The following is an 18601-nucleotide window of genomic DNA, read 5'->3' as shown; positions in this document are numbered from 1 at the left end:
TATGAGCAACATTACCATTTATCACAACCCGGCCTGTGGAACCTCACGTAACACGCTGGAGATGATCCGTAACAGCGGTAACGAACCAAATATTATTTATTATCTCGTTACGCCACCGACCCACGATGAGCTTATTAAACTCATTTCAGATATGGGAATTACCGTGCACGCATTGTTGCGTAAGAACGTTGAACCCTATGAGAAATTGGGTCTTGCCGAGAACACGTTTACAGATGAACAGTTGATTGATTTTATGCTTCAGCATCCAATCCTGATTAATCGACCAGTGGTGGTGACACCGCTTGGCACACGTCTTTGTCGTCCTTCAGAAACGGTGCTGGATATTCTACCAGAAAACCAGAAAGGCCCTTTTACAAAAGAGGATGGTGAAAAAGTGGTTGATGAAGACGGTAAACGAGTTAAGTAATCAGTCCACTGCATATCACTCTCACCACATCCCGGCGTCTGTCACTAAATGTGGACGTCCGCTGTTCGCTCATTACAGAAGCCATGACTCACTAAGCAGATAGCCGGCTTAGTGCAGACGGCAGGTGAACGAAACTCACAAAGAGCCAGAATCGGTAAAAGTAAATCTTAGTATTTCTACATTCGCCCTGATTTTAATGCGTTCAACCAGTCGGGGCGATTATTTCTGATCGCTACTGTCGCAGCCGACTCCCAGTCATAATCCACCGCCCTGAACTCAGCATCCCATACTCCGTTATGTCTCTCCAAAATTGCATAACGTGCATGTGGGGAACCGCTTTCCATGACATGCCGATAGGGAGTGTCATCATCATAGGCCTGTAACCCTACACTGCCGGGATTAACGATAAGTCGACCATCAGCCAACTGCAATTTACGGGGAATGTGCGTATGTCCGCAAAGGATCAGTGATGCGTGGGTATTTGCCACAAGCGACAATACGCGCGCCTCAGGCGACTGTCGTACGCCGGAGGCTGTAACTTCTTCGAGAAGATAAATGAGGTCATTACCCGGAACGCCGTGCACCATCAGAATATCATCACTAAAAGTTAACTCCGCTGGCAGCTGTTTGAGCCACTGCCAATGTTCAGGGCTAAGCTGTTCAAACGCATGCCTGTCAGACAGGCTCATATCTGAAAAATCCTGTTCACGGAGTTGCCGTTCGTGATTACCTCGTATAGTTGGAAAATGAAGAGGCATCAGCCTTTCAGCAGTTTCTGCAGGAAATAGCCCTCCCGACACGATATCACCCAGATTCAGAATATGATCGACTTTTTGAGACTGTATGTCCGTCAGCACAGCCTCCAGGGCTGCAAGATTTCCATGGATATCTGAAATTACTGCAAGTTTCATGTGACTTTCCTTGTGAAGTTATTATTTTTAAAGCAGCTACCCAGACAATTTGCAGGGCGTATAGGGTTATTCAAATTGCTAGTTATCTGATTACGATACAAATGCCCTTATCTGTGATTATGATATCTCATCCTCATTTTTAGCAGCATTAAATTTCTAAGGCATAAGCCTGAACCGGCCGTGTTCGTTGAACGCTCTTAGCAGACAGGTTGTTCTGTTGATTGGCAGAGTTGTGCCAGAAGCGGAAATTACTAACATGAGTCTCAGTTAGTTAGCGGAGAGCAGTTCAAGCCACCTTAAGAGGTTTTGAATTTTATGCGTGCTTGTCTTACGTGCTTGCCACTCTTATCCCTTTCAGATAAAATCCATTGAACAAATCAATTAACAACCATATGAAATGACCGGGAAATGTTATTTTAGACACTGTTTTTGGGGTTTTATTGGTTTCGGATATCTTGTTTACAACATTCTGAAAGATCTACACGATGGATTAATCTTCCCTGCATATATACCTTATATTCCGTATATTGCCGCCTATTTAACAATAAGTGCAGTCACGTACCCATTTTCTTTTTTTGTTACAAATAAGTTAGCACTAATAGTAATGAAAAAAGAAACGTGGAGTTATTATTTTACTCTGAACGGTCCCTCATGGAATGTTTTTATTTTAGTATACATGCTTTGTGGATTATTATCGATACCACTACTCATGCTTTATCCAATTATAAAAAACCTTAAATCACATTAAAACTTAACCCCCCTGACACAACACCTTGTATTTTAAATCCGCTTCGACTTCTGCAATCATCTCATAACCAAATCCTAATGCTGAAGCCTCAGCCCTCGTAAAATGAGATGCTGGCTGCTCGCTAAGAGGAGAAATCGCTCTCCTTGATTAGCTCCCCGATGTGCCAGGAGCGGACGGCACGCGGCAGGGTCGCGCTGATGTGGCGTGTGGCAATACCAGTAAGTATTTTTTGTCAAAAGCTGTCCCGTACCTACAAAAAATAGTGCATGCTTCATTTCACAACTTCACAGGCAGTGGGCCTTATTAACAAGGAATTTATGGCGTGATTGACTTCACCCGCTTTAAGGAGCGCTATAAGCAGCTCAACGATTTGTTACCTTACCCGGATAAAATTAGCGAAGTACAAATCAGTGGATTGTATATCAGGGTATATGAGCCCAAAACGGTAGTAGATGAAGTTCTTATCGTGTACCACGGTGGTGGGGTTAACTCTGATGCAGGTTACGATATTCTGGCACGACAACTGAGCTATGCTTTACACGTCTGCGTCTGTCTTGTCGATATTCGCGGGCACGGTCGTTCGTGTGGGCACAGGGGCGATGCTTTAAGCCCTGGCCAAATCTGGCAGGATGTGGATACTGTTATTGACTATGTCCACACCTCTTACACAGATGCCAGGATTCACTTGCTTGGGCACTCCAGCGGCGGTGGTATGCTGATAAATTACTTCACCCAGCACGTCCTATCGCGAAAGGTAGACAGTCTACTTCTGCTCGCGCCTGCACTTGGTCCTTTTTCACCACCGGCTTTACACACGGATTTGTCCATTCCTTTTGCGTCAGTTAACCGCTGGGCTTTCATATTCAATGCGCTCAGTGCAGGTTTTTTTGGGGGGCATCGTGCTGGTGTGAAGCTTAATTTTCCCCAGGAGATTATTAGCTCAAGACCTGATTTTGTTCAGGTGTATAGCGTAAATATGGCTAATGCCCTGACCCCCCGCAACCCTGCAAGGCAACTTAAAAAGCTCTCGTTTCCAGTAATAATCTTGCTTGCTGAGCAGGATGAACTGTTTGATGTGAGCCAAATGGATGATTTTTTTAAGAGTAGCGGAAATTCGAATTTAAGCAGTCACATTGTGGAAAGCAGCACGCATCTCAGTTGTATTTTTGAGCTTACGGATAGCGTGAGGAAACATTTCGCAGTCCTGGCTTCATGAATGAAGTTCAGATAAGGGATGTAATGTTTTATGCCATGGAAATAACCTTTCCCATAAGTCAAACTTCCGCTCCTCGCTCAAAGCTGCCTGTGGCCTTTCCTGCATCACCTGAGTGCCAGGAGCGGACATTCCTGGCATCAATCCTTGTTAATCGACGGGCGTGGCCATAGCTGTTATTTAATTAATCTGAATTATGGACATTTATGCCTGATACCTTAAAAATCGTAAATCTATGACTTACATACTCAGGCAGAAAAAATGTATGAGCGAAAAGCTGGAATTCATGCTGTTGGCGCTTGAATACTCCCGTCAGGCGTTACCACTATGCAGACCAAATCCACCTGTAGGATGCGTGATTGTCCATAAAGGTATAGTGGTTTCCAAAGGTTTCACACAATCTCCAGGCCACCATCACGCTGAGATAGACGCCATTTCAAAACTAACCTTTCCAATTGGTGAATGTGAAATATTTGTCACGCTTGAACCCTGCTCCTTTCAAGGCAGAACCCCCTCCTGTGCTTTAACACTCGCTGAGTTGAAGCCACAACATATCTCTGTTGCTATTGAAGATCCGCATCCAGGAAACAGGGGGAAAGGACTCAATATTTTAAAGAATGCAGGTATCAGCTATACGACAGGTATCGGCAAGCAAGAAGTAGAGGATTTTCTGTCACCTTATTTGGTGAGGTCATATTAGGCCGCCTGCAAATTTCAAAACTGTCCCTCGCACCTCGTTCTCTTTCCATCCCGACAGCCTTCTAACGCACATGCATCCTTCGGTGCTGACCGAAGCAACCTGCCTCCGTCAGCAATAAACTAACCTGAAATTAACGATGGAGCGGACACATGATTGCGGTACTTTTCGAGGCAGATGCCCTGCCTGAGGCTCAGGAAAGATATTTTCAGCTTGCTGCTGAGCTGAGGCCTTTATTGTCAGACACACCAGGGTTTATTTCTATTGAGCGCTTTCAGAGCCTGAATACGCCGGGAAAAATCCTTTCGTTGTCATGGTGGGAAGATGAAGAGTCTGTCGCCGGATGGAAGCAAAATGTTATGCATAAGGCAGCACAGAAAGAAGGTAAGCAGTCAATTTTTTCATTCTACAGAATACGCATTGCCCGTGTATTCCGTGACCGCCCCCCTTCCGTTATTCGTTCCCCCCCCCCCCCGCCTTTGTTCGTGCCCTCCGGAGCGGGCTGAGATATTCGTGCTGGGGCTGGCTCACGCTGACGCTCCGGGTGTGGTGATGCCTTGCGGTCTGGTGAGCGGCCGTGGTTCAGCATGCCCGCGGTGAGAATCCGGGGCATGTCCTCTTGACGGTACGCTGGCTTTCCGCTATGGCGCAGAATGTTGAAATATCGGGTATTCGATAAGCTCGCCGCGTCGCCGGGGTGTATCGTTGATACTAGAGACTGGGCGCGTGCTGAAACTGGCCGGACAGCGGGGCGGGCGGGGCGGGAGGTGCTGGCGCCCGGCATATGCCGGGGAGGCGGGCGCGATTCGGAGCAGCTCGGGCAGTTAACTCGGTTCTGGCTGGGCGGGCATGGCGACGGCGGGGAATACCCTGCCCTTTTCTCTTCATCAGAAAGCAGCAGAAAGTGACATTCAAAACCGGGAAATCAGGGTGACATTATCAATGTGGATAGACATTCCGTGACTACTGTTCTGACAAGGAGGCACATCAGCATGTATGACATTCACGTTATTCTCAGCAATACCCCGGGCTCGCTTGCTTCACTTGGTACTGTGCTGGGCAAGAATGGTGTGGGGCTTGAAGGCGGCGGAGTATTTTCAGCGCCCGATGCCGGACACGCGCATTTCCTTGTTGAAGACGGTGAAAAAGCCCGTAAGGTACTGTCAGATGCTGGCTTTGACGTCAGTAGCATCAGGCAACCTGTGATAAGAAAATTGCCTCAGGAACGGCCTGGAGAGCTGGGAGAAATCGCTGCCACCCTTGCCAGGCATGGTATTAATATTCTGGTACAGTACAGCGACCACAGTAACCGACTCATTCTGGTGACGGATGATGATATTCGGGCGGCTGAAGTTACTCAAAAATGGGCAATACCTTCGAAATGAATCTCCATAACAGTCAGCGTGATTCTGAACCGGACGATGCTCTTGAAACATCAATGGCAATGGTTGCTTCTGCGATATCTGACCCATCAAGGGTCAGTATTCTGTGCGCCCTGATGGATGGGCGCGCGTGGACAGCCACTGAACTCAGCGCAGTGGCTGGCATTGCCGCATCCACTACCAGCGGACATCTCAGTCGGCTCCTCAGCAATCGGCTGGTTATTTGTCTAACGCAGGGGCGTCACCGTTATTACAGCCTTGCGGGCCATCATATCGCCGGACTGCTGGAAAACCTGATGGGGGTATCCATGCAAACTCCCAAGGCTCCTGCGTCCAGCACGCCGGTATCTCTTCGCTATGCTCGCACCTGCTATGACCATCTGGCGGGCGAGCTTGCAGTGAATATTTATGAGTTTATGCTGCGGGAGAAGTGGCTTGAAGCTGATGGTTCGGCGCTGACGTTGGCAGGCAAAAACCATTTTGAGAAACTTGGTGTGGTACTTAACTCACACTCTCGCCGTAAGCCCTGCTGTCCTTGTCTTGACTGGAGCGAAAGAGGTTTCCATCTGGGCGGTAATGCGGGCGCGGCACTCATGGATCTTTTTCTTAAGAAAGAATGGATAACCCGCATCCACGGGTACCGCGAAGTGAACATGACCGACAGTGGCAGAATTGGCATGGGCCGCCTCTTTAATTTGAGTTTCATCTGAACTCAAATATTGCCTGTGCGGGTTTAGTGGCCGAGGTATACAGCGGAGACCTTATCCAGAAACGCGTACAGCACCTGATTCATCTCATCATAATCATGGTTGCGCAAGGTCTCTGGCGTATCCACAAACCTGTATTCTGCGGCCCGACTGAGTTCATGTTCGGAATGCTGAATCAGTCGTTCCACAACATCCGTTGTTAGCTCCATATGGCACTGGAAACCAAAAACACGGTCGCTATAGGCCACAATCTGCCGTGGGCAACCTTCGCTGAAGGCAAGGATTTGCGCATCCTGCGTCAGCCCGGGCATATCGTTATGCCAGTGTCCCACATCTAAAACATCACCGAAATGCGAGAACAGAGGATGCGCTTTTCCCGCATCTGTCAGCGTGACAGGAAATTTTCCAATCTCCCTCTCAGGGCTGTGGCTGAAAGAGGCACCCAGGGCCTCGCCAATCAACTGGGAGCCAAGACATATGCCTATCACGACCTTACCCGCCGCCACCGCAGCGGCAATCACCGCCTGTTCGCCGACGGAATCGAAATGAGGACAGGCCTCGCGTGTCGTAGCGGGGTCCTGTGGTCCTCCCATGACAATCAGAAAATCAATGCCAGTCACATCATTCGGAAGTGTCTCTCCCAGATAAACGCGGGAGAAAGTCACCTGATGTCCCGCCTTGTTCGCCCAGGTTTCATAGGCTCCTGGGGCTTCAAAATATTCATGTACGATAAAATGTATGCGCATCCGCCATTGCTCCATTGAATGCTTCGATTGCTACCGGCTTTAACCCGGCCGCGCCTGCAGCCGGAAAAAGATCGTGGTCAGGCCGTTTTTTTCTGCCCTGTACGGGTCTCGGGCATAAATAAGGTCGCAAAGCCCAGTAACGGCAGGAAAGCACATAAGCCGTACACCCAGGCGATACCGTACATATCCGCCAGTTTGCCCAGACCGGCAGCTGCGAGGCCACCGACCCCGAACATCGTGCCGAACATAATTCCGGCGACCATGCCAGCCCGGCCGGGAACCACTTCCTGGGCGTAGACAACCAGCGCAGCGAAAGCTGAGGACAGCACAAGCCCGATGACGATGGTCAACACTATCGTCCACAGAAGATCCACATGCGGCAGGATTAAGGCGAAAGGGATCACGCCAAGGAATGACAGCCAGACAACAGCTTTACGGCCAATGCGGTCACCTACCGGCCCACCTGCAAAGGTACCGATAGCCACAGCGGCAAGGAATGCAAACAGGCACATCTGGGCATGCTGCAGCGGCAGACTAAAACGCTGAACCAGGTAAAAAGTGAAGTAATTACTGAGTGATGCGATATAGGTAAACTTGGCGAACATCAGAATACCGACGACGGCCAGCGCCTGAATCATTTTACCTTTGGTTAATTTTTGCAGAGGCACGCTACTGTGGCGTGCCAGATGTGCGTGGCCATGCTGTACTGACCACCGGCTGATTTTCGTCAAAACGACAATGGCGATAAGCGCACAAATCATAAGCCAGGCCACGGACAATTGACCATGAGGGATGATGAGCAGCGCTGCCAGTAATGGTCCAAAAGCGGAACCCGCGTTCCCACCCACCTGGAAGGCAGACTGAGCGGTACCAAAACGTCCACCTGACGCCATGCGTGCGACACGGGATGCCTCCGGATGGAAAGTTGATGACCCCACCCCCACCAGCGCAGCGGCCACTAAAATCATCATGAAATTACCGGCAATGGCCAGCAATCCAATTCCGAGAAGCGTCACCCCCATCCCCGCGGGGAGCAGAAAGGGTTTGGGATGTTTATCGGTATAAAGTCCCACCCAGGGTTGCAGCAGAGAGGCGGTTAACTGATAAACCAAAGATATCAGGCCAATCTGGGTGTAGGAGAGCGTAAAACTGGCTTTAAGCATCGGATAGATGGAGGGCAGCACTGCCTGGATCATATCGTTACATCCATGAGCCAGTGCCGTTGCTCCCACAATGCTGACTAAAAAACCCTGAGCTGGCCCGGGCGTTTTATCAGCAGTCGTCGCTGAAGTATTACCGGAGCCGGATGAAATTGAAGCCATATACATATCTCTTTGCAGATGAAGGTGATTCGATTTGAGGTTGTGTTTATTGCTACAGTTGTCCCTGATAGCGGTGTTTTACCGGTCTGGACGTCAACCGCAGGATAATCATAATTGCAGGGCCTTAATCTGAAATGCCAAACAATGTAGACAAAGCGCCAAGACACGACGAGGCGATTGGATGGTCGAAACTCGCCAAAAGTTACAGACGGGGTGAGGTGGATCTCCCTCATTACCATGTAGAGGGACAGCTACTGTTTGCGACCCGGGGGGTGATGCTGGTTGAAACCGGAGAGAACCGCTGGGTGATCCCACCCCAACGGGCGCTCTGGCTGCCGCCGCTTCAGGAGCACAGCTACAGCCTGCTTTCACACACTGAACTCCGCACCATTTATTTCAGCCGCAGCCTGATTGAGGCCTGCACCAGCTTTACAAAAAGCAGCTACGTGCATGTGATTACGGCTACGGCGTTGGTGAAAGAACTGATAACCGGGCTGTTCAGTGATGAGTATCAGGCAGCCAGCCACCGGACGATGGCCCTTTTGTTAATGGAAATCCTGAGTGAAGCAGAACAGTTGTCAGCCGAGCTGCCTATGCCGCAGGATGAACGTTTGTCGCGTGCTGCGCGGGAGTTACTTGTCAACCACCGTTGGGAGGCGTCATTGAGCGACCTGGCTGATATCGCGGCCATGTCGGAGCGCACTTTTTCTCGCCTGTTTATTCGGGACACTGGTTTCAGCTTCAGAACCTGGAAGCAGAGGGCCAGGATTTGCACTTCGCTCGATCTGCTCTCCAATGGCATTCCCATCAAACAGGTCGCTTATCAGCTCGGTTTTTCGTGCCCTGCTGCTTTTACCGCAACATTCCGTTCCACACTGGGCACAACCCCACGTGAATTTTTGACGTAAATTGTGTCGTTACAGAAACCAGAGGTTTTTACCCGTAAGGAACAAAATTTTCAGTGGCTGAACCTGAACAGGAAACAAAAACGATGGAAAATAGAGTTAAACGAAACGGTAACCGCTACGTTGATATCCAGACGAATAAAACGATTGATGCCTATTATCCGCAGGGAGAATTCCAAAATCGTTCCTGCCTCGCGGTGAAACATAACATCATTCGGTGCGAACCTTTTGAAATTGAGATTGATATTTCAAAAGACATCATATCTACAGAAGATGCTTACCTCCGACTCTGCCTGCTGTCTTTACGTGAATACAAACCAAACGAAATTAACCTTGAAGGGCTCTTTCAGTATCTTCCAAACATTGCCTGGACAACGGCAGGCCCGGTATTTCCTGATGATGTCCAACGACTGCGACACCTTGTCGCCGGGGACTATCATCAGCTCAATGTTTTCAGCATTGATAAATTTCCCCGTATGGTTGATTACGTCATTCCTTCCGGTATTCGTATTGCTGATGCCGACAGAGTTCGCCTCGGCGCTTATATCTCTCAGGGCACGACAGTGATGCATGAAGGCTTTATTAACTTTAATGCGGGCACGTTAGGACAGTGCATGGTTGAAGGACGAATAACCCCTGGCGTCACGGTTGAAGATGGCAGTGATGTCGGTGCCGGGGCATCTATCATGGGAACCCTCTCCGGCGGTGGAAAACAGAAAAACCGCATCGGCAAAGGCTCATTGCTGGGTGCCAATGCGGGGATAGGTATCTCTCTCGGTGATTCATGTATTGTCGAGGCCGGTCTGTACGTGACGTCCGGCACCAAAGTGACTTTACCAGATGGAACGGTCAGCTATGCACGAGATTTATCAGGTAAAAATAATCTGTTATTCCGCCGGAATAGTCTCACGGGCACAGTGGAGGTGTTATCAACGGATAGCAGTGTCTGGGGAGGAGTAAATAGCATCCTGCATCAGAATGACTGAAGACCAGATAACAGATGCTGATGTTGGTAAACAACATGCTGTAGTCTGGTAAAACGCCTGATGGAGAAGGCTTTATGCGTGAGCGGGCCCCATCTATTCTGGAGCGGTTCACGCGCCGCAAATTACCCCTGTATCACGCTCTCAACAAACGCCGCAAACTGGCGGGCTTTGGCGGTTGCCATACGTCCGCCAGGAAAAACTGCCCACAGATCTATGTCTGGCAATGTCCAGTCGCTGACCAATCGCTCGACGGTTCCGTCGGCTATTTCCTGAGAAAACATCCAGTCTGACGCAACGGTTATCCCCATATGCGCCAGCACAGCTGCCCGGACCCCTTCCGCTGCGCTGAGATGCAGTCGCCCTTTTAACTCGACATTCTCTACCTCATTTCCCCGGCTGAACTGCCACGCATCAGTCAGCTGGCTGAAAACCAGCGCTTCATGTTGATTCAACGCCTTCGGATGCGTCGGGTAACCGTGACGGGTTAAATACTCCGTCGTTGCCAGTACCGAACGTGGTGAGGTTGCCAGCTTGCGCGCCACGGCCCCTGAGTCCTGCAGGGTTCCCATCCGCAGACAGATATCGATACCTTCCGCAACCAAATCGATAGGGCGGTCGTCGAGTTTGATATCGATTTTCAGCTGCGGATGCTGCGACATAAATTCTGGCAGGTGCGGAATGACATGAAGCCGGGCAAAGGTCGGTGCGGCGGCAACCCGCAATATGCCTGAAAGCCCCTTGTCAGCGCCGCGCGCTGCCATCTCCGCTTCTTCCGCTTGCTGCAAAGCAATACGGACGCGTTCATAGAATCGTTGCCCCGCTTCGGTTGGTGTTAGCCCATGCGTGGTTCGCAGCAATAAACGGACTTCGAGATGCTTTTCCAGCTGAGCGATGGTCTTCGACACTGCGGGCTGACCAATATCCAGTATGCGCGCCGCTGCCGAAAACGAACCTGCGTCAACAACCTGAACATACATCTGCATCGCCTGAAAGCGATCCATGGTATTCCTCCCAGGAATAGCAATTATGATTTTTGGCCATCTGCCATGCCCCATGACATTAGCAGATACTCCACTTCAACGACAACGCGGCTGAATTAACAGCCCGCTAACCCGCCAAATGTGGAGCCAGACTATGTACGAACTTTACGCCTTCGCCACACCCAACAGCATTAAACCCGCCATCCTGCTGGAAGAACTTGGGCAACCGTGGGAACTGCACACTATTAACGTTCGCCAGGGTGAGCAAAAACATCATGACTTTCTGCAACTGAATCCCAACGGCAAAGTACCGGTTCTGTTTGACCACAATACCGATACGGTGCTGAGTGAGTCAGCGGCCATTCTGGTTTATCTGGCTGAGAAGCACGCCTTGCTGCTTCCCTCATCAGGACTGCCCCGCGCCAGGGTTTTTGAGCAGCTTTTTTTCCATGCCTCGGCGGTCAGCCCGGCATTCGGACAGGCCGGATTCTTCACCCGGCTTGCCAGTGAACCCCAGCCACTGGCACAGCAACGCTTTAACGCTGAGGCCATCAGGGTCACCAGCCTGCTGGAACGCCAGCTTGCTAAAACCCCCTGGCTTGCAGGTGATGAATACACCATCGCTGATATCGCTCATTACGGGTGGATGTGGCGACGTGAATTTGCCGGCGTCAGTCTCGAAACACTACCTAACCTCACCCGCTGGTTTTCAACCGTATCTGCACGTCCCGCAGTCATGCGTGCTGTCGCAAAACTGAACGCCTTAATCGAATCCTGATAACCCAGAAGGAAAATGACTATGTCCCGTCTCGAAAATTACCGTAACAGCTTCAACAATGCGCGCCTTACCCGCTCAGACACCGGTGTACTGGAAGTGATGTTTCACACCGATGGTGGCGCTTTGCTGTTTAACGGCCATACGCACGAAGAATTTGTCGAACTGTTTCATCAGATCGGTGCCGACCCGGATAACCGCGTGGTTATCCTGACAGGGGCAGGCAATGCCTTTATGGAAAATATCAGCCCGGACGGGTTCGATTTCTTCACGCCTCGTGGCTACGACAAAATCTATCGTGAAGGCAAAAAGGTACTGATGAATCTGCTGGACATTGAAGTACCGGTGATCGCTGCATTAAACGGCCCGGTACGTCTGCATTCAGAATACGTACTGCTCTCTGACATCGTACTGGCAACACCCGATACCGTATTTCAGGACAAGCCTCATTTCGAATTTGGCATTGTGCCGGGAGACGGCGTCAACCTGCTGTGGCCTGAAGTGATAGGCAGCGTGCGTGGCCGCTATTTTCTGCTGACACGTCAGGAGCTGGATGCGGCAACAGCAAAAGACTGGGGCGTTGTGAATGAGATTTTACCGCGTGACACCTTGCTGGCACGCGCCCATCAGCTGGCAGAATCGCTTGCCGCCCTGCCACCACTGACGAGCCGTTATACCCGTATCGCCCTGACACAGAAATTGCGTCGCATCATTGATGAAGGAGCGGGTTACGGTCTGGCGCTGGAAGGGATCAGTGCTGCCGATGTGGCTTTACAGGCAGCATCTGCGTCTTAACCTCAATCCCAGGATCCATTTTTCCCGGCGCAGATCACTGCGCCGGTTTTGTCGTTCCATCTACTGGAGGATGCTATGAATCCGCAAAGAACATTTCTCATTACCGGCGCCAGCAAAGGCATTGGTTACGCATTATCTCAACGCCTGGCAGCGGCAGGGCACTCCGTGATTGGCATTGCCCGTCACGCCCCTGAGCGGGATTATCCCGGCCATTTCATCACGCTTGACCTCGCCGATACTCCGGCAGTTCAGCTGAAGATGCGCGACTTAAATGCTGAATTTACTCTCGACGGAGTCATAAATAACGTTGGCCTGGTGCGCCCACAGTTAATGCCGGATGTGACACCTGACGTACTCGATGAGGTACTGAAGGTTAACTTACATCCCGCGCTGCTAGCAGCTCAGGCTGCCTTGCCGGGTATGCAGGCTCGCGGCTGGGGCAGGATTATCAATATTGCCAGCCTGACGGTACTCGGCGTGCCTCAGCGAACGTCATACGCTGCCGCCAAGGCTGCATTAGTCAGCTTTACCCGCAGCTGGGCGCTGGAACTGGCTACGCGGGGCATAACGGTGAATGCCGTCGCACCTGGCCCGACTGAGACGGAGCTGTTCCGCGCCAGCAATGCGCCGGGCAGTGAAGGTGAGCAACGCTATCTCGCCAGTGTCCCAATGAAACGCTTCGGGAAACCTGATGAAATTGCGGCTGCTATTCATTTCCTGTTATCAGAAGAGGCGGGGTTTATTACCGGACAGACGCTGTATGTCGATGGCGGCGCTTCGATAGGGGTATCTCAGATGTAGTGCCCACAGATAAGGGCAGCCATAGGGCTGCCCTCATTAATTATTTCGCATAAGCTGGAAAATCAGTATATCCCCGGGCGTTCCCGCCAAAGAAGGTATCACGCTGATAAGGTGCCAGCGGATGCCCATTCCTGATTCGCACCGGAAGGTCAGGGTTCGAGGTAAACAACCTGCCGAACGCAATTAAATCAGCCTCACCCGCATCCAGCATTTTTTCAGCGGCATCAGGCTTGAAGCCACCTGCTGCGATAATGATGCCGTGATAAAACTCCCGTAGCTGACGACTGGCAATGGGTTCAGCGTAGTAACCCGTCTCCCGATCTTCAGGCCCGACAATCCGAGGCTCGATAATATGCAGATAGGCGAGCCCTGCGTCATTTAGCTTCCCGGCCAGATAACTGAAAGTCGCCGCCGGATCGGTATCGTGCATATCACCATAAATACCGCTGGGCGAAATACGCACCCCCACCCGACCCGCTCCCCATACGTCTGTCAGCACTGAAACAGCTTCCAGCAGGAAGCGTGCACGGTTTGGCCGGCTCCCGCCCCACTCATCTTGACGGTGGTTACTGCCGTCCAGAAGAAATTGTTCGGGCAGGTATCCGTTCGCTGCATGAAGTTCAACACCGTCGAAACCCGCAGACTTTGCCCTGACCGCGGCAAGACGAAATTCTTCTATGATTTCGTAGATTTCGTGCGTATCCAGCGATCGGGGTTCAGGGAACAATTTGCCCTCATAACTACCGTCTTCATTTTTACCCACGCCGTAAGTATCGCGCGCCAGCAAAGCAGAAGGTGCGACGGGTTGATGTCCCTCTGACAGCTCAGGTAGCGATTGCCGTCCAGGATGCCACAGTTGCAGCACAATTTGGGCCCCCCGGGCATGTGCGACATCCACCACACGTTTCCATCCCGCAGTCTGAGCATCATTGAAGATGCCGGGAGCATCGGCATACGCATTGGCGAAAGGTGAAATTGCGGTAGCTTCGGCAATCAACAGCCCCCCCTGACTGGCGCGCTGCTGGTAATACTCAACCATTAAATCACCGGGGATGCCGCCAATATCGGTGCGCATCCGCGTTGCCGGTGCCATAACGACACGATGCTGAAGACGCAGTTTTCCAGCAGTTATGGGGGTAAATAATGTGTTCATTTGTCGCTCTCTCATTGAATGATGAGAAAAGCATAAAGAGACACAGAGAAGCCAGAAACGCTTTCACATGCATAACCGCTATGCCGCTCAGGAATACGGCATGAGCTTTAAGCACAGTATTTTCTCATTGAGCGCTCATCGACATTCAGCATTTCCTGGCTCGCAGAGTGCAATGGGATGTAATCATTTCGCACATAAATTATCTGCTCGATTACACGGGTGCTGTGTTCTCTGCGAAATGGTGGAAAATAACAAAAGTAAATATTTTTTTGTGCGCTGAGATTAATATTTGTCTGAAAAATCGAACGATGATCAAAGTCTCCGCAGTTGTTAAAAAATATTGTTGTGCATGAAAGACACAAATTAACGTCTTTTTTATTAACCTCCATGTTTTACTTTTCAGTAATGCTGTGTATGTATATACTCAGTTCACGGCTGTATCCTATTTTTAAAAGATACCTTCTTTATACAATTAACAACTCAGATTTTGGAGATCTCCATGAGTGAGTCACTTAAAGCGTTAAATAATATTCGTACACTGCGCGCCCAGGCACGTGAGCTGGCTCTGGCTGATCTGGAAGAAATGCTTGAGAAATTTAGCGTGGTTGTGGCTGAGCGTCGTGAAGAAAGCCATGCTGAAGAAGCAGCCGTTCGTGAGAAAGCAGAAAAGCTGGCCAAATATCGTGAATTACTGCTGGAAGACGGTATTGATCCCAATGAATTACTGGGAGCCTTGCAAGGCGCTGGTAAACCGCGTGCCAAACGTGCGCCGCGTCCTGCTAAGTACAAATATACCGATGAAAACGGCCAGGAAAAAAACTGGACTGGTCAGGGACGTACCCCCGCTCCGATTAAAGCTGCCATCGACAGCGGTAAATCACTGGATGACTTCCTGATTTAATTACGTTTCAGTCTTAATTATTGCTGACAGTTATGTGGGGCTAACTCCCCACATAACTGTTTTATTTTATGCCCTCTCTCTCCTGATTCGATTCCGACACCCTCAGCCAATGGATAATAGTTTGAGCCAGATCTTCAGGCTGTTCCAATGGGATCATGTGCCCACTTCTGTCAAAAATCTGAAGTGAGGCGTTGGGCATTGCGGCAACTAATTCGCTCGCTTCATCCAGGGAGCGAAGACCATCATTGGCACTCGCAATAACCAGTGCAGGACAATGGATGGTTGCTGCCGGAACGTCAGTACGGCGTAGTGTTGATTGTTCGACAAACGCCTGGTAACCCAAACGGCATCCCATCTGTTTAATATGCGTAATCAGCTTTGTATCCGATGCATTATGCGGATGCAGTGATTTGGCGATCGATATACGGCTCAATCCTTTGAAAGTTGATGCGGAGAGCGCTTGTATGGCTTGCTGTTTTGACTCCATCTGCTGTTCGGTATCTTCGCGCAGGGAACTGGCGATGATCACTAATGATTCCACCCGGTCCGGAAAATCCGCGGCCAGCTGCCTGGCAATATATCCACCCAGCGAGAAACCAATCAGTACGAATTTGGACGGGAGATGATCGGCAATAGCATGGGCTATTTCCCTGATCGTTTTGCCACCGGCCAGTGATGCGTCAAAGACGGACCATTGTTGCGGCAAGTGTTTCCTGAATTCATCCCATAGTGTCTCATCCAGCATGTAACCTGGTATCAGAACAATTGAGTATGGATACGTCTTCACTGCGATCCCCATTACGTGAGAATAACTAAAAGTTCCTGATTAAAGCTGCCGCGACGATACCGCAACTGAACGCCGGTAACGGCTTTTTCAGCAACAGCATGATAATTGTCGTAGTCAGCAATGCCATGCACGCACCGTTATCCCCTGTCACCGATCGGCACCAATGACATAATGTAAACTCCCGCCCAGTGGGTTACCAGAGTGACCACCGCCATCACCAGAATAATGATCAGCGAACCTGTTCCTGCGGTATCAATATTCATTTTTCTGCGCTCCTGAGATTATCCAGCAGCACCATCCACCAGCGCGCCAACAATAACGTGGCTGTTTTCCTGCAGATACCGGTAAGCCATCAGTGATGAGATATCGGGCCAGCTTTTCCGAGTCAGGATCGGGCTGTTACGGATAGCAAAGAACCTCACGCAATTTACCCTGTCCAATATAGGCTCTCTGTGGGAGCAAAAGACGGGTGCCCGGCTGAGTTGCCACACCGTGGCCAGCTTCTTCTTCATGATTTCGTCTCTTGCGGCAGTACGGTGTAAATCACCAGATTTTTCGGGTTGTAAACGCGCGATGCCACCGCACGAACACCTTAGTGGCAATAGCTTTATCCAGTGAGGAAACGCGTGAGAGATAACCGGGATTATCGAAATGGCGGTAACTGAGCATCAGACGGCGCTGAAGTGTGTAGTAATCATTATCACACTCTGCCGCGATAAGATTTGTAGTTGAGCTGATATTTATCCAGCCTCAGTCCCAGCGCTCGCCGGGTGATATTCAGATGTGCCGCTGCGCGGGAAACGTTGCCCTGAAAGGTCGTCATTGCATCCACAATCAGGTCATATTCCACCTGCGCCAGGCGTGCTTCCAGTCCTTCTTGCTCGGTAAGATGCTCAATGATCGGCTGCAGATTAATCGGCAAATGGTAGCTGTGAATAATGCCTTCATCCGCTAATAACACTGCCCGTTCCATAACATTCTCCAGCTCACGAACATTCCCCGGCCATTCGTAATTAAGCAGCATATTCAATGCCGGTGTCGCGATGGCGGGGAGATCCACGCCCTGTTCACGGGAAAAGCAGGCATTGAAGTAATCCGCCAGAATCAGGATATCGTTGCCACGTTCGCGCAGCGGGGGAATGGTGATAGGAAACACGTTCAGTCGATAATAGAGATCTTCCCGAAATGTTCCCTGTACCACCATTTCATGAAGATCGCGGTGCGTGGCGGCAAGAATGCGCACATTCACGCGTAAGGTCTCGTTGCTGCCTACCCGTTCAAAACTTCGTTCCTGTATGACCCGCAGCAGCTTAGACTGCGCAGAAGGAGACAATTCCCCGATTTCATCGAGAAAAATGGTGCCCCCATCCGCTTCTTCAAAACGCCCGGCTCGACGCGAGATGGCACCGGTAAAGGCCCCCTTCTCATGACCGAACAGCTCAGATTCAATCACACTTTCCGGCAGCGAGGCGCAGTTAAACTTGATGAATGGCCCTCCGGCACAGGGGCTGTTTTGATGAATGGCCGTCGCAACGCGCTCCTTGCCTACGCCGCTCTCCCCCAGAATCAGCACCGTGGTGCGCGCATGGCTCACCTTCGCCATCATGCGATACACGGACTGCATCGCCCGCGAGTTGCCGATGATGTTATCCGGCTTGAACTGGCCATTGGCCAGCAGCGAGCTGTGTGCCTGGGTGATTTTTTGGTGCGCGCGTTCCAGCAGGTGCAATTCAACCGCCTGAGCAATAATGGCAGCAATCACGCGCAGGACTTCTAAATCAAGAAAACGCAGCTGGGTATTATTGTATATCCGCTCGATACCGATCGTACCCATGACTTTTGAGCCACGAATGATCGGCACGCAGATAAAGGAATGCTGCCCGTCGCGCTGTTTATCCCAACTGCCGGTGCGATTTAAAAACAGCGGATCGTCAGCAATATGCGACACAATAATCGGCTGGCGGGTCTCGATGACTTTGCCGGTGACCCCTTCCCCCAGCGCATACACGCCCTTCTCTGCCTCCTCGGGTGATAACCCGTAGCTTTCATGGATATAAATCTGATTGTTGTTGGCATCGTATAAAGTGATCATGCCCCGAATCACCTGCATGTGTTTTTGCATCAATTCCAGCACGAGCTTTAACGTGCGCGATAAGCTTCCACCGGCGCTCACCACGTTGCTCACTTCCGACAACAACGGCATTAATTCGGAGCGACATTCTCCCAGACGACAACTGAATGACAACACTGGCGGCAACCTGCTACTCATAGCAAGGCCTCTTTTCTCATGGCGCATCACGTTTCTCCCGGTAAATCTGACATCAGGCACAAGGGCGAACAGCGGCAAGGTAGGCGGTTACGGCAT

21 protein-coding genes are annotated in these 18601 nt (G+C 50.7%); 12 read left to right on the top strand and 9 right to left on the bottom strand.

Going from position 1 to position 18601, the window contains the following annotated elements:
- Nucleotide 1 precedes the first annotated feature (1 nt).
- On the top strand, nucleotides 2–427 hold the full coding sequence (gene arsC / locus PW844_RS12370; protein ID WP_299451934.1) for a glutaredoxin-dependent arsenate reductase: 426 nt from the start codon (nucleotides 2–4) through the stop codon (nucleotides 425–427).
- Nucleotides 428–603: 176 nt separating this feature from the next.
- Here the strand turns inward: arsC and PW844_RS12365 are convergent, their stop codons facing one another.
- Nucleotides 604–1338 (bottom strand): metallophosphoesterase family protein, encoded by a 735-nt coding sequence (locus PW844_RS12365; RefSeq protein WP_299451932.1) that lies wholly within the window; start codon nucleotides 1336–1338, stop codon nucleotides 604–606.
- 1070 nt (nucleotides 1339–2408) lie between these two features.
- Between PW844_RS12365 and PW844_RS12360 the strand changes: the two genes are divergently transcribed.
- The 5 genes from PW844_RS12360 (at nucleotide 2409) to PW844_RS12340 (ending at nucleotide 6088) form a co-directional block, all read left to right on the top strand.
- A complete protein-coding gene (locus PW844_RS12360) occupies nucleotides 2409–3302 on the top strand; it encodes an alpha/beta fold hydrolase (RefSeq protein ID WP_299451930.1) in 894 nt (297 codons plus the stop codon).
- A 262-nt stretch (nucleotides 3303–3564) separates the two neighbouring features.
- Nucleotides 3565–3999, top strand: a complete 435-nt coding sequence (locus tag PW844_RS12355) for a bifunctional diaminohydroxyphosphoribosylaminopyrimidine deaminase/5-amino-6-(5-phosphoribosylamino)uracil reductase RibD (protein ID WP_299451928.1) — start codon at nucleotides 3565–3567, stop codon at nucleotides 3997–3999.
- Nucleotides 4000–4148: 149 nt separating this feature from the next.
- Nucleotides 4149–4502 carry an antibiotic biosynthesis monooxygenase gene (locus PW844_RS12350; protein WP_299451926.1) on the top strand — a complete coding sequence of 118 codons (354 nt, stop codon included), beginning with the start codon at nucleotides 4149–4151 and terminating at the stop codon, nucleotides 4500–4502.
- A gap of 486 nt (nucleotides 4503–4988) precedes the next feature.
- On the top strand, nucleotides 4989–5381 hold the full coding sequence (locus PW844_RS12345; protein WP_299451924.1) for an amino acid-binding protein: 393 nt from the start codon (nucleotides 4989–4991) through the stop codon (nucleotides 5379–5381).
- A complete protein-coding gene (locus tag PW844_RS12340) occupies nucleotides 5378–6088 on the top strand; it encodes a helix-turn-helix transcriptional regulator (protein WP_299452048.1) in 711 nt (236 codons plus the stop codon). Before PW844_RS12345 ends, PW844_RS12340 begins: the two co-directional genes overlap by 4 nt.
- A 23-nt stretch (nucleotides 6089–6111) precedes the next feature.
- Here the strand turns inward: PW844_RS12340 and PW844_RS12335 are convergent, their stop codons facing one another.
- Both PW844_RS12335 and PW844_RS12330 read right to left on the bottom strand, forming a co-directional pair.
- Nucleotides 6112–6831: a type 1 glutamine amidotransferase gene (locus tag PW844_RS12335; RefSeq protein ID WP_299452046.1), complete on the bottom strand. Its 720-nt coding sequence runs from the start codon at nucleotides 6829–6831 to the stop codon at nucleotides 6112–6114.
- 77 nt (nucleotides 6832–6908) lie between these two features.
- Complete coding sequence (locus PW844_RS12330; RefSeq protein ID WP_299451923.1) at nucleotides 6909–8153, bottom strand: MFS transporter; 1245 nt, start codon at nucleotides 8151–8153, stop codon at nucleotides 6909–6911.
- 134 nt (nucleotides 8154–8287) lie between these two features.
- On the opposite strand from PW844_RS12330, the gene PW844_RS12325 reads away from it, so the two are divergent.
- Complete coding sequence (locus PW844_RS12325) at nucleotides 8288–9061, top strand: helix-turn-helix transcriptional regulator (RefSeq protein ID WP_299451921.1); 774 nt, start codon at nucleotides 8288–8290, stop codon at nucleotides 9059–9061.
- 53 nt (nucleotides 9062–9114) lie between these two features.
- Entirely contained in the window at nucleotides 9115–10044 is a 930-nt protein-coding gene (locus PW844_RS12320) for a DapH/DapD/GlmU-related protein (protein ID WP_299451919.1), read from the top strand.
- Between the two features lie 122 nt (nucleotides 10045–10166).
- Here PW844_RS12320 and PW844_RS12315 read toward each other — a convergent pair whose 3' ends face one another.
- Nucleotides 10167–11045, bottom strand: a complete 879-nt coding sequence (locus tag PW844_RS12315) for a LysR family transcriptional regulator (RefSeq protein ID WP_299451917.1) — start codon at nucleotides 11043–11045, stop codon at nucleotides 10167–10169.
- A gap of 133 nt (nucleotides 11046–11178) precedes the next feature.
- Between PW844_RS12315 and PW844_RS12310 the strand changes: the two genes are divergently transcribed.
- The 3 genes from PW844_RS12310 (at nucleotide 11179) to PW844_RS12300 (ending at nucleotide 13395) form a co-directional block, all read left to right on the top strand.
- Nucleotides 11179–11802 carry a glutathione S-transferase N-terminal domain-containing protein gene (locus tag PW844_RS12310; RefSeq protein WP_299451915.1) on the top strand — a complete coding sequence of 208 codons (624 nt, stop codon included), beginning with the start codon at nucleotides 11179–11181 and terminating at the stop codon, nucleotides 11800–11802.
- Between the two features lie 21 nt (nucleotides 11803–11823).
- Entirely contained in the window at nucleotides 11824–12594 is a 771-nt protein-coding gene (locus PW844_RS12305; protein WP_299451913.1) for an enoyl-CoA hydratase/isomerase family protein, read from the top strand.
- A gap of 75 nt (nucleotides 12595–12669) precedes the next feature.
- Nucleotides 12670–13395, top strand: coding sequence for an SDR family oxidoreductase (locus PW844_RS12300; protein ID WP_299451911.1), 726 nt, complete (start codon nucleotides 12670–12672; stop codon nucleotides 13393–13395).
- Nucleotides 13396–13435: 40 nt separating this feature from the next.
- On the opposite strand, the gene PW844_RS12295 is transcribed toward PW844_RS12300, so the two are convergent.
- Nucleotides 13436–14548: an alkene reductase gene (locus tag PW844_RS12295; RefSeq protein ID WP_299451909.1), complete on the bottom strand. Its 1113-nt coding sequence runs from the start codon at nucleotides 14546–14548 to the stop codon at nucleotides 13436–13438.
- Between the two features lie 499 nt (nucleotides 14549–15047).
- Between PW844_RS12295 and PW844_RS12290 the strand changes: the two genes are divergently transcribed.
- A complete protein-coding gene (locus PW844_RS12290) occupies nucleotides 15048–15449 on the top strand; it encodes an H-NS family nucleoid-associated regulatory protein (RefSeq protein WP_084879005.1) in 402 nt (133 codons plus the stop codon).
- A gap of 61 nt (nucleotides 15450–15510) precedes the next feature.
- Here PW844_RS12290 and PW844_RS12285 read toward each other — a convergent pair whose 3' ends face one another.
- From PW844_RS12285 to PW844_RS12270, 4 genes are all read right to left on the bottom strand, one after another.
- On the bottom strand, nucleotides 15511–16236 hold the full coding sequence (locus PW844_RS12285) for an alpha/beta hydrolase (RefSeq protein WP_299451906.1): 726 nt from the start codon (nucleotides 16234–16236) through the stop codon (nucleotides 15511–15513).
- Nucleotides 16237–16373: 137 nt separating this feature from the next.
- Nucleotides 16374–16499, bottom strand: coding sequence for a hypothetical protein (locus PW844_RS12280; protein WP_299451904.1), 126 nt, complete (start codon nucleotides 16497–16499; stop codon nucleotides 16374–16376).
- A gap of 18 nt (nucleotides 16500–16517) precedes the next feature.
- Entirely contained in the window at nucleotides 16518–16748 is a 231-nt protein-coding gene (locus PW844_RS12275) for a hypothetical protein (RefSeq protein WP_299451902.1), read from the bottom strand.
- 188 nt (nucleotides 16749–16936) lie between these two features.
- Nucleotides 16937–18505 (bottom strand): sigma 54-interacting transcriptional regulator, encoded by a 1569-nt coding sequence (locus PW844_RS12270; RefSeq protein WP_299451900.1) that lies wholly within the window; start codon nucleotides 18503–18505, stop codon nucleotides 16937–16939.
- Nucleotides 18506–18601 lie beyond the last annotated feature (96 nt).

Origin of the sequence: Pantoea sp. (assembly GCF_028283705.1) — a bacterium.
GTDB lineage: Bacteria > Pseudomonadota > Gammaproteobacteria > Enterobacterales > Enterobacteriaceae > Pantoea.
This window is presented reverse-complemented; position numbering and strand designations above follow the sequence as displayed.

Excerpts from the sequence above, each read along its gene's own strand:
- PW844_RS12275 (WP_299451902.1), bottom strand. The coding sequence starts at position 16,748 with ATGAAGAAGAAGCTGGCCACGGTGTGGCAACTCAGCCGGGCACCCGTC.
- PW844_RS12270 (WP_299451900.1), bottom strand. The coding sequence starts at position 18,505 with ATGAGTAGCAGGTTGCCGCCAGTGTTGTCATTCAGTTGTCGTCTGGGA.
- PW844_RS12325 (WP_299451921.1), top strand. The coding sequence starts at position 8,288 with ATGCCAAACAATGTAGACAAAGCGCCAAGACACGACGAGGCGATTGGA.
- PW844_RS12300 (WP_299451911.1), top strand. The coding sequence starts at position 12,670 with ATGAATCCGCAAAGAACATTTCTCATTACCGGCGCCAGCAAAGGCATT.
- PW844_RS12335 (WP_299452046.1), bottom strand. The coding sequence starts at position 6,831 with ATGCGCATACATTTTATCGTACATGAATATTTTGAAGCCCCAGGAGCC.
- PW844_RS12295 (WP_299451909.1), bottom strand. The coding sequence starts at position 14,548 with ATGAACACATTATTTACCCCCATAACTGCTGGAAAACTGCGTCTTCAG.
- PW844_RS12290 (WP_084879005.1), top strand. The coding sequence starts at position 15,048 with ATGAGTGAGTCACTTAAAGCGTTAAATAATATTCGTACACTGCGCGCC.
- arsC (WP_299451934.1), top strand. The coding sequence starts at position 2 with ATGAGCAACATTACCATTTATCACAACCCGGCCTGTGGAACCTCACGT.
- PW844_RS12350 (WP_299451926.1), top strand. The coding sequence starts at position 4,149 with ATGATTGCGGTACTTTTCGAGGCAGATGCCCTGCCTGAGGCTCAGGAA.
- PW844_RS12340 (WP_299452048.1), top strand. The coding sequence starts at position 5,378 with ATGAATCTCCATAACAGTCAGCGTGATTCTGAACCGGACGATGCTCTT.
- PW844_RS12315 (WP_299451917.1), bottom strand. The coding sequence starts at position 11,045 with ATGGATCGCTTTCAGGCGATGCAGATGTATGTTCAGGTTGTTGACGCA.
- PW844_RS12355 (WP_299451928.1), top strand. The coding sequence starts at position 3,565 with ATGAGCGAAAAGCTGGAATTCATGCTGTTGGCGCTTGAATACTCCCGT.
- PW844_RS12310 (WP_299451915.1), top strand. The coding sequence starts at position 11,179 with ATGTACGAACTTTACGCCTTCGCCACACCCAACAGCATTAAACCCGCC.
- PW844_RS12365 (WP_299451932.1), bottom strand. The coding sequence starts at position 1,338 with ATGAAACTTGCAGTAATTTCAGATATCCATGGAAATCTTGCAGCCCTG.
- PW844_RS12280 (WP_299451904.1), bottom strand. The coding sequence starts at position 16,499 with ATGAATATTGATACCGCAGGAACAGGTTCGCTGATCATTATTCTGGTG.
- PW844_RS12330 (WP_299451923.1), bottom strand. The coding sequence starts at position 8,153 with ATGGCTTCAATTTCATCCGGCTCCGGTAATACTTCAGCGACGACTGCT.
- PW844_RS12345 (WP_299451924.1), top strand. The coding sequence starts at position 4,989 with ATGTATGACATTCACGTTATTCTCAGCAATACCCCGGGCTCGCTTGCT.
- PW844_RS12305 (WP_299451913.1), top strand. The coding sequence starts at position 11,824 with ATGTCCCGTCTCGAAAATTACCGTAACAGCTTCAACAATGCGCGCCTT.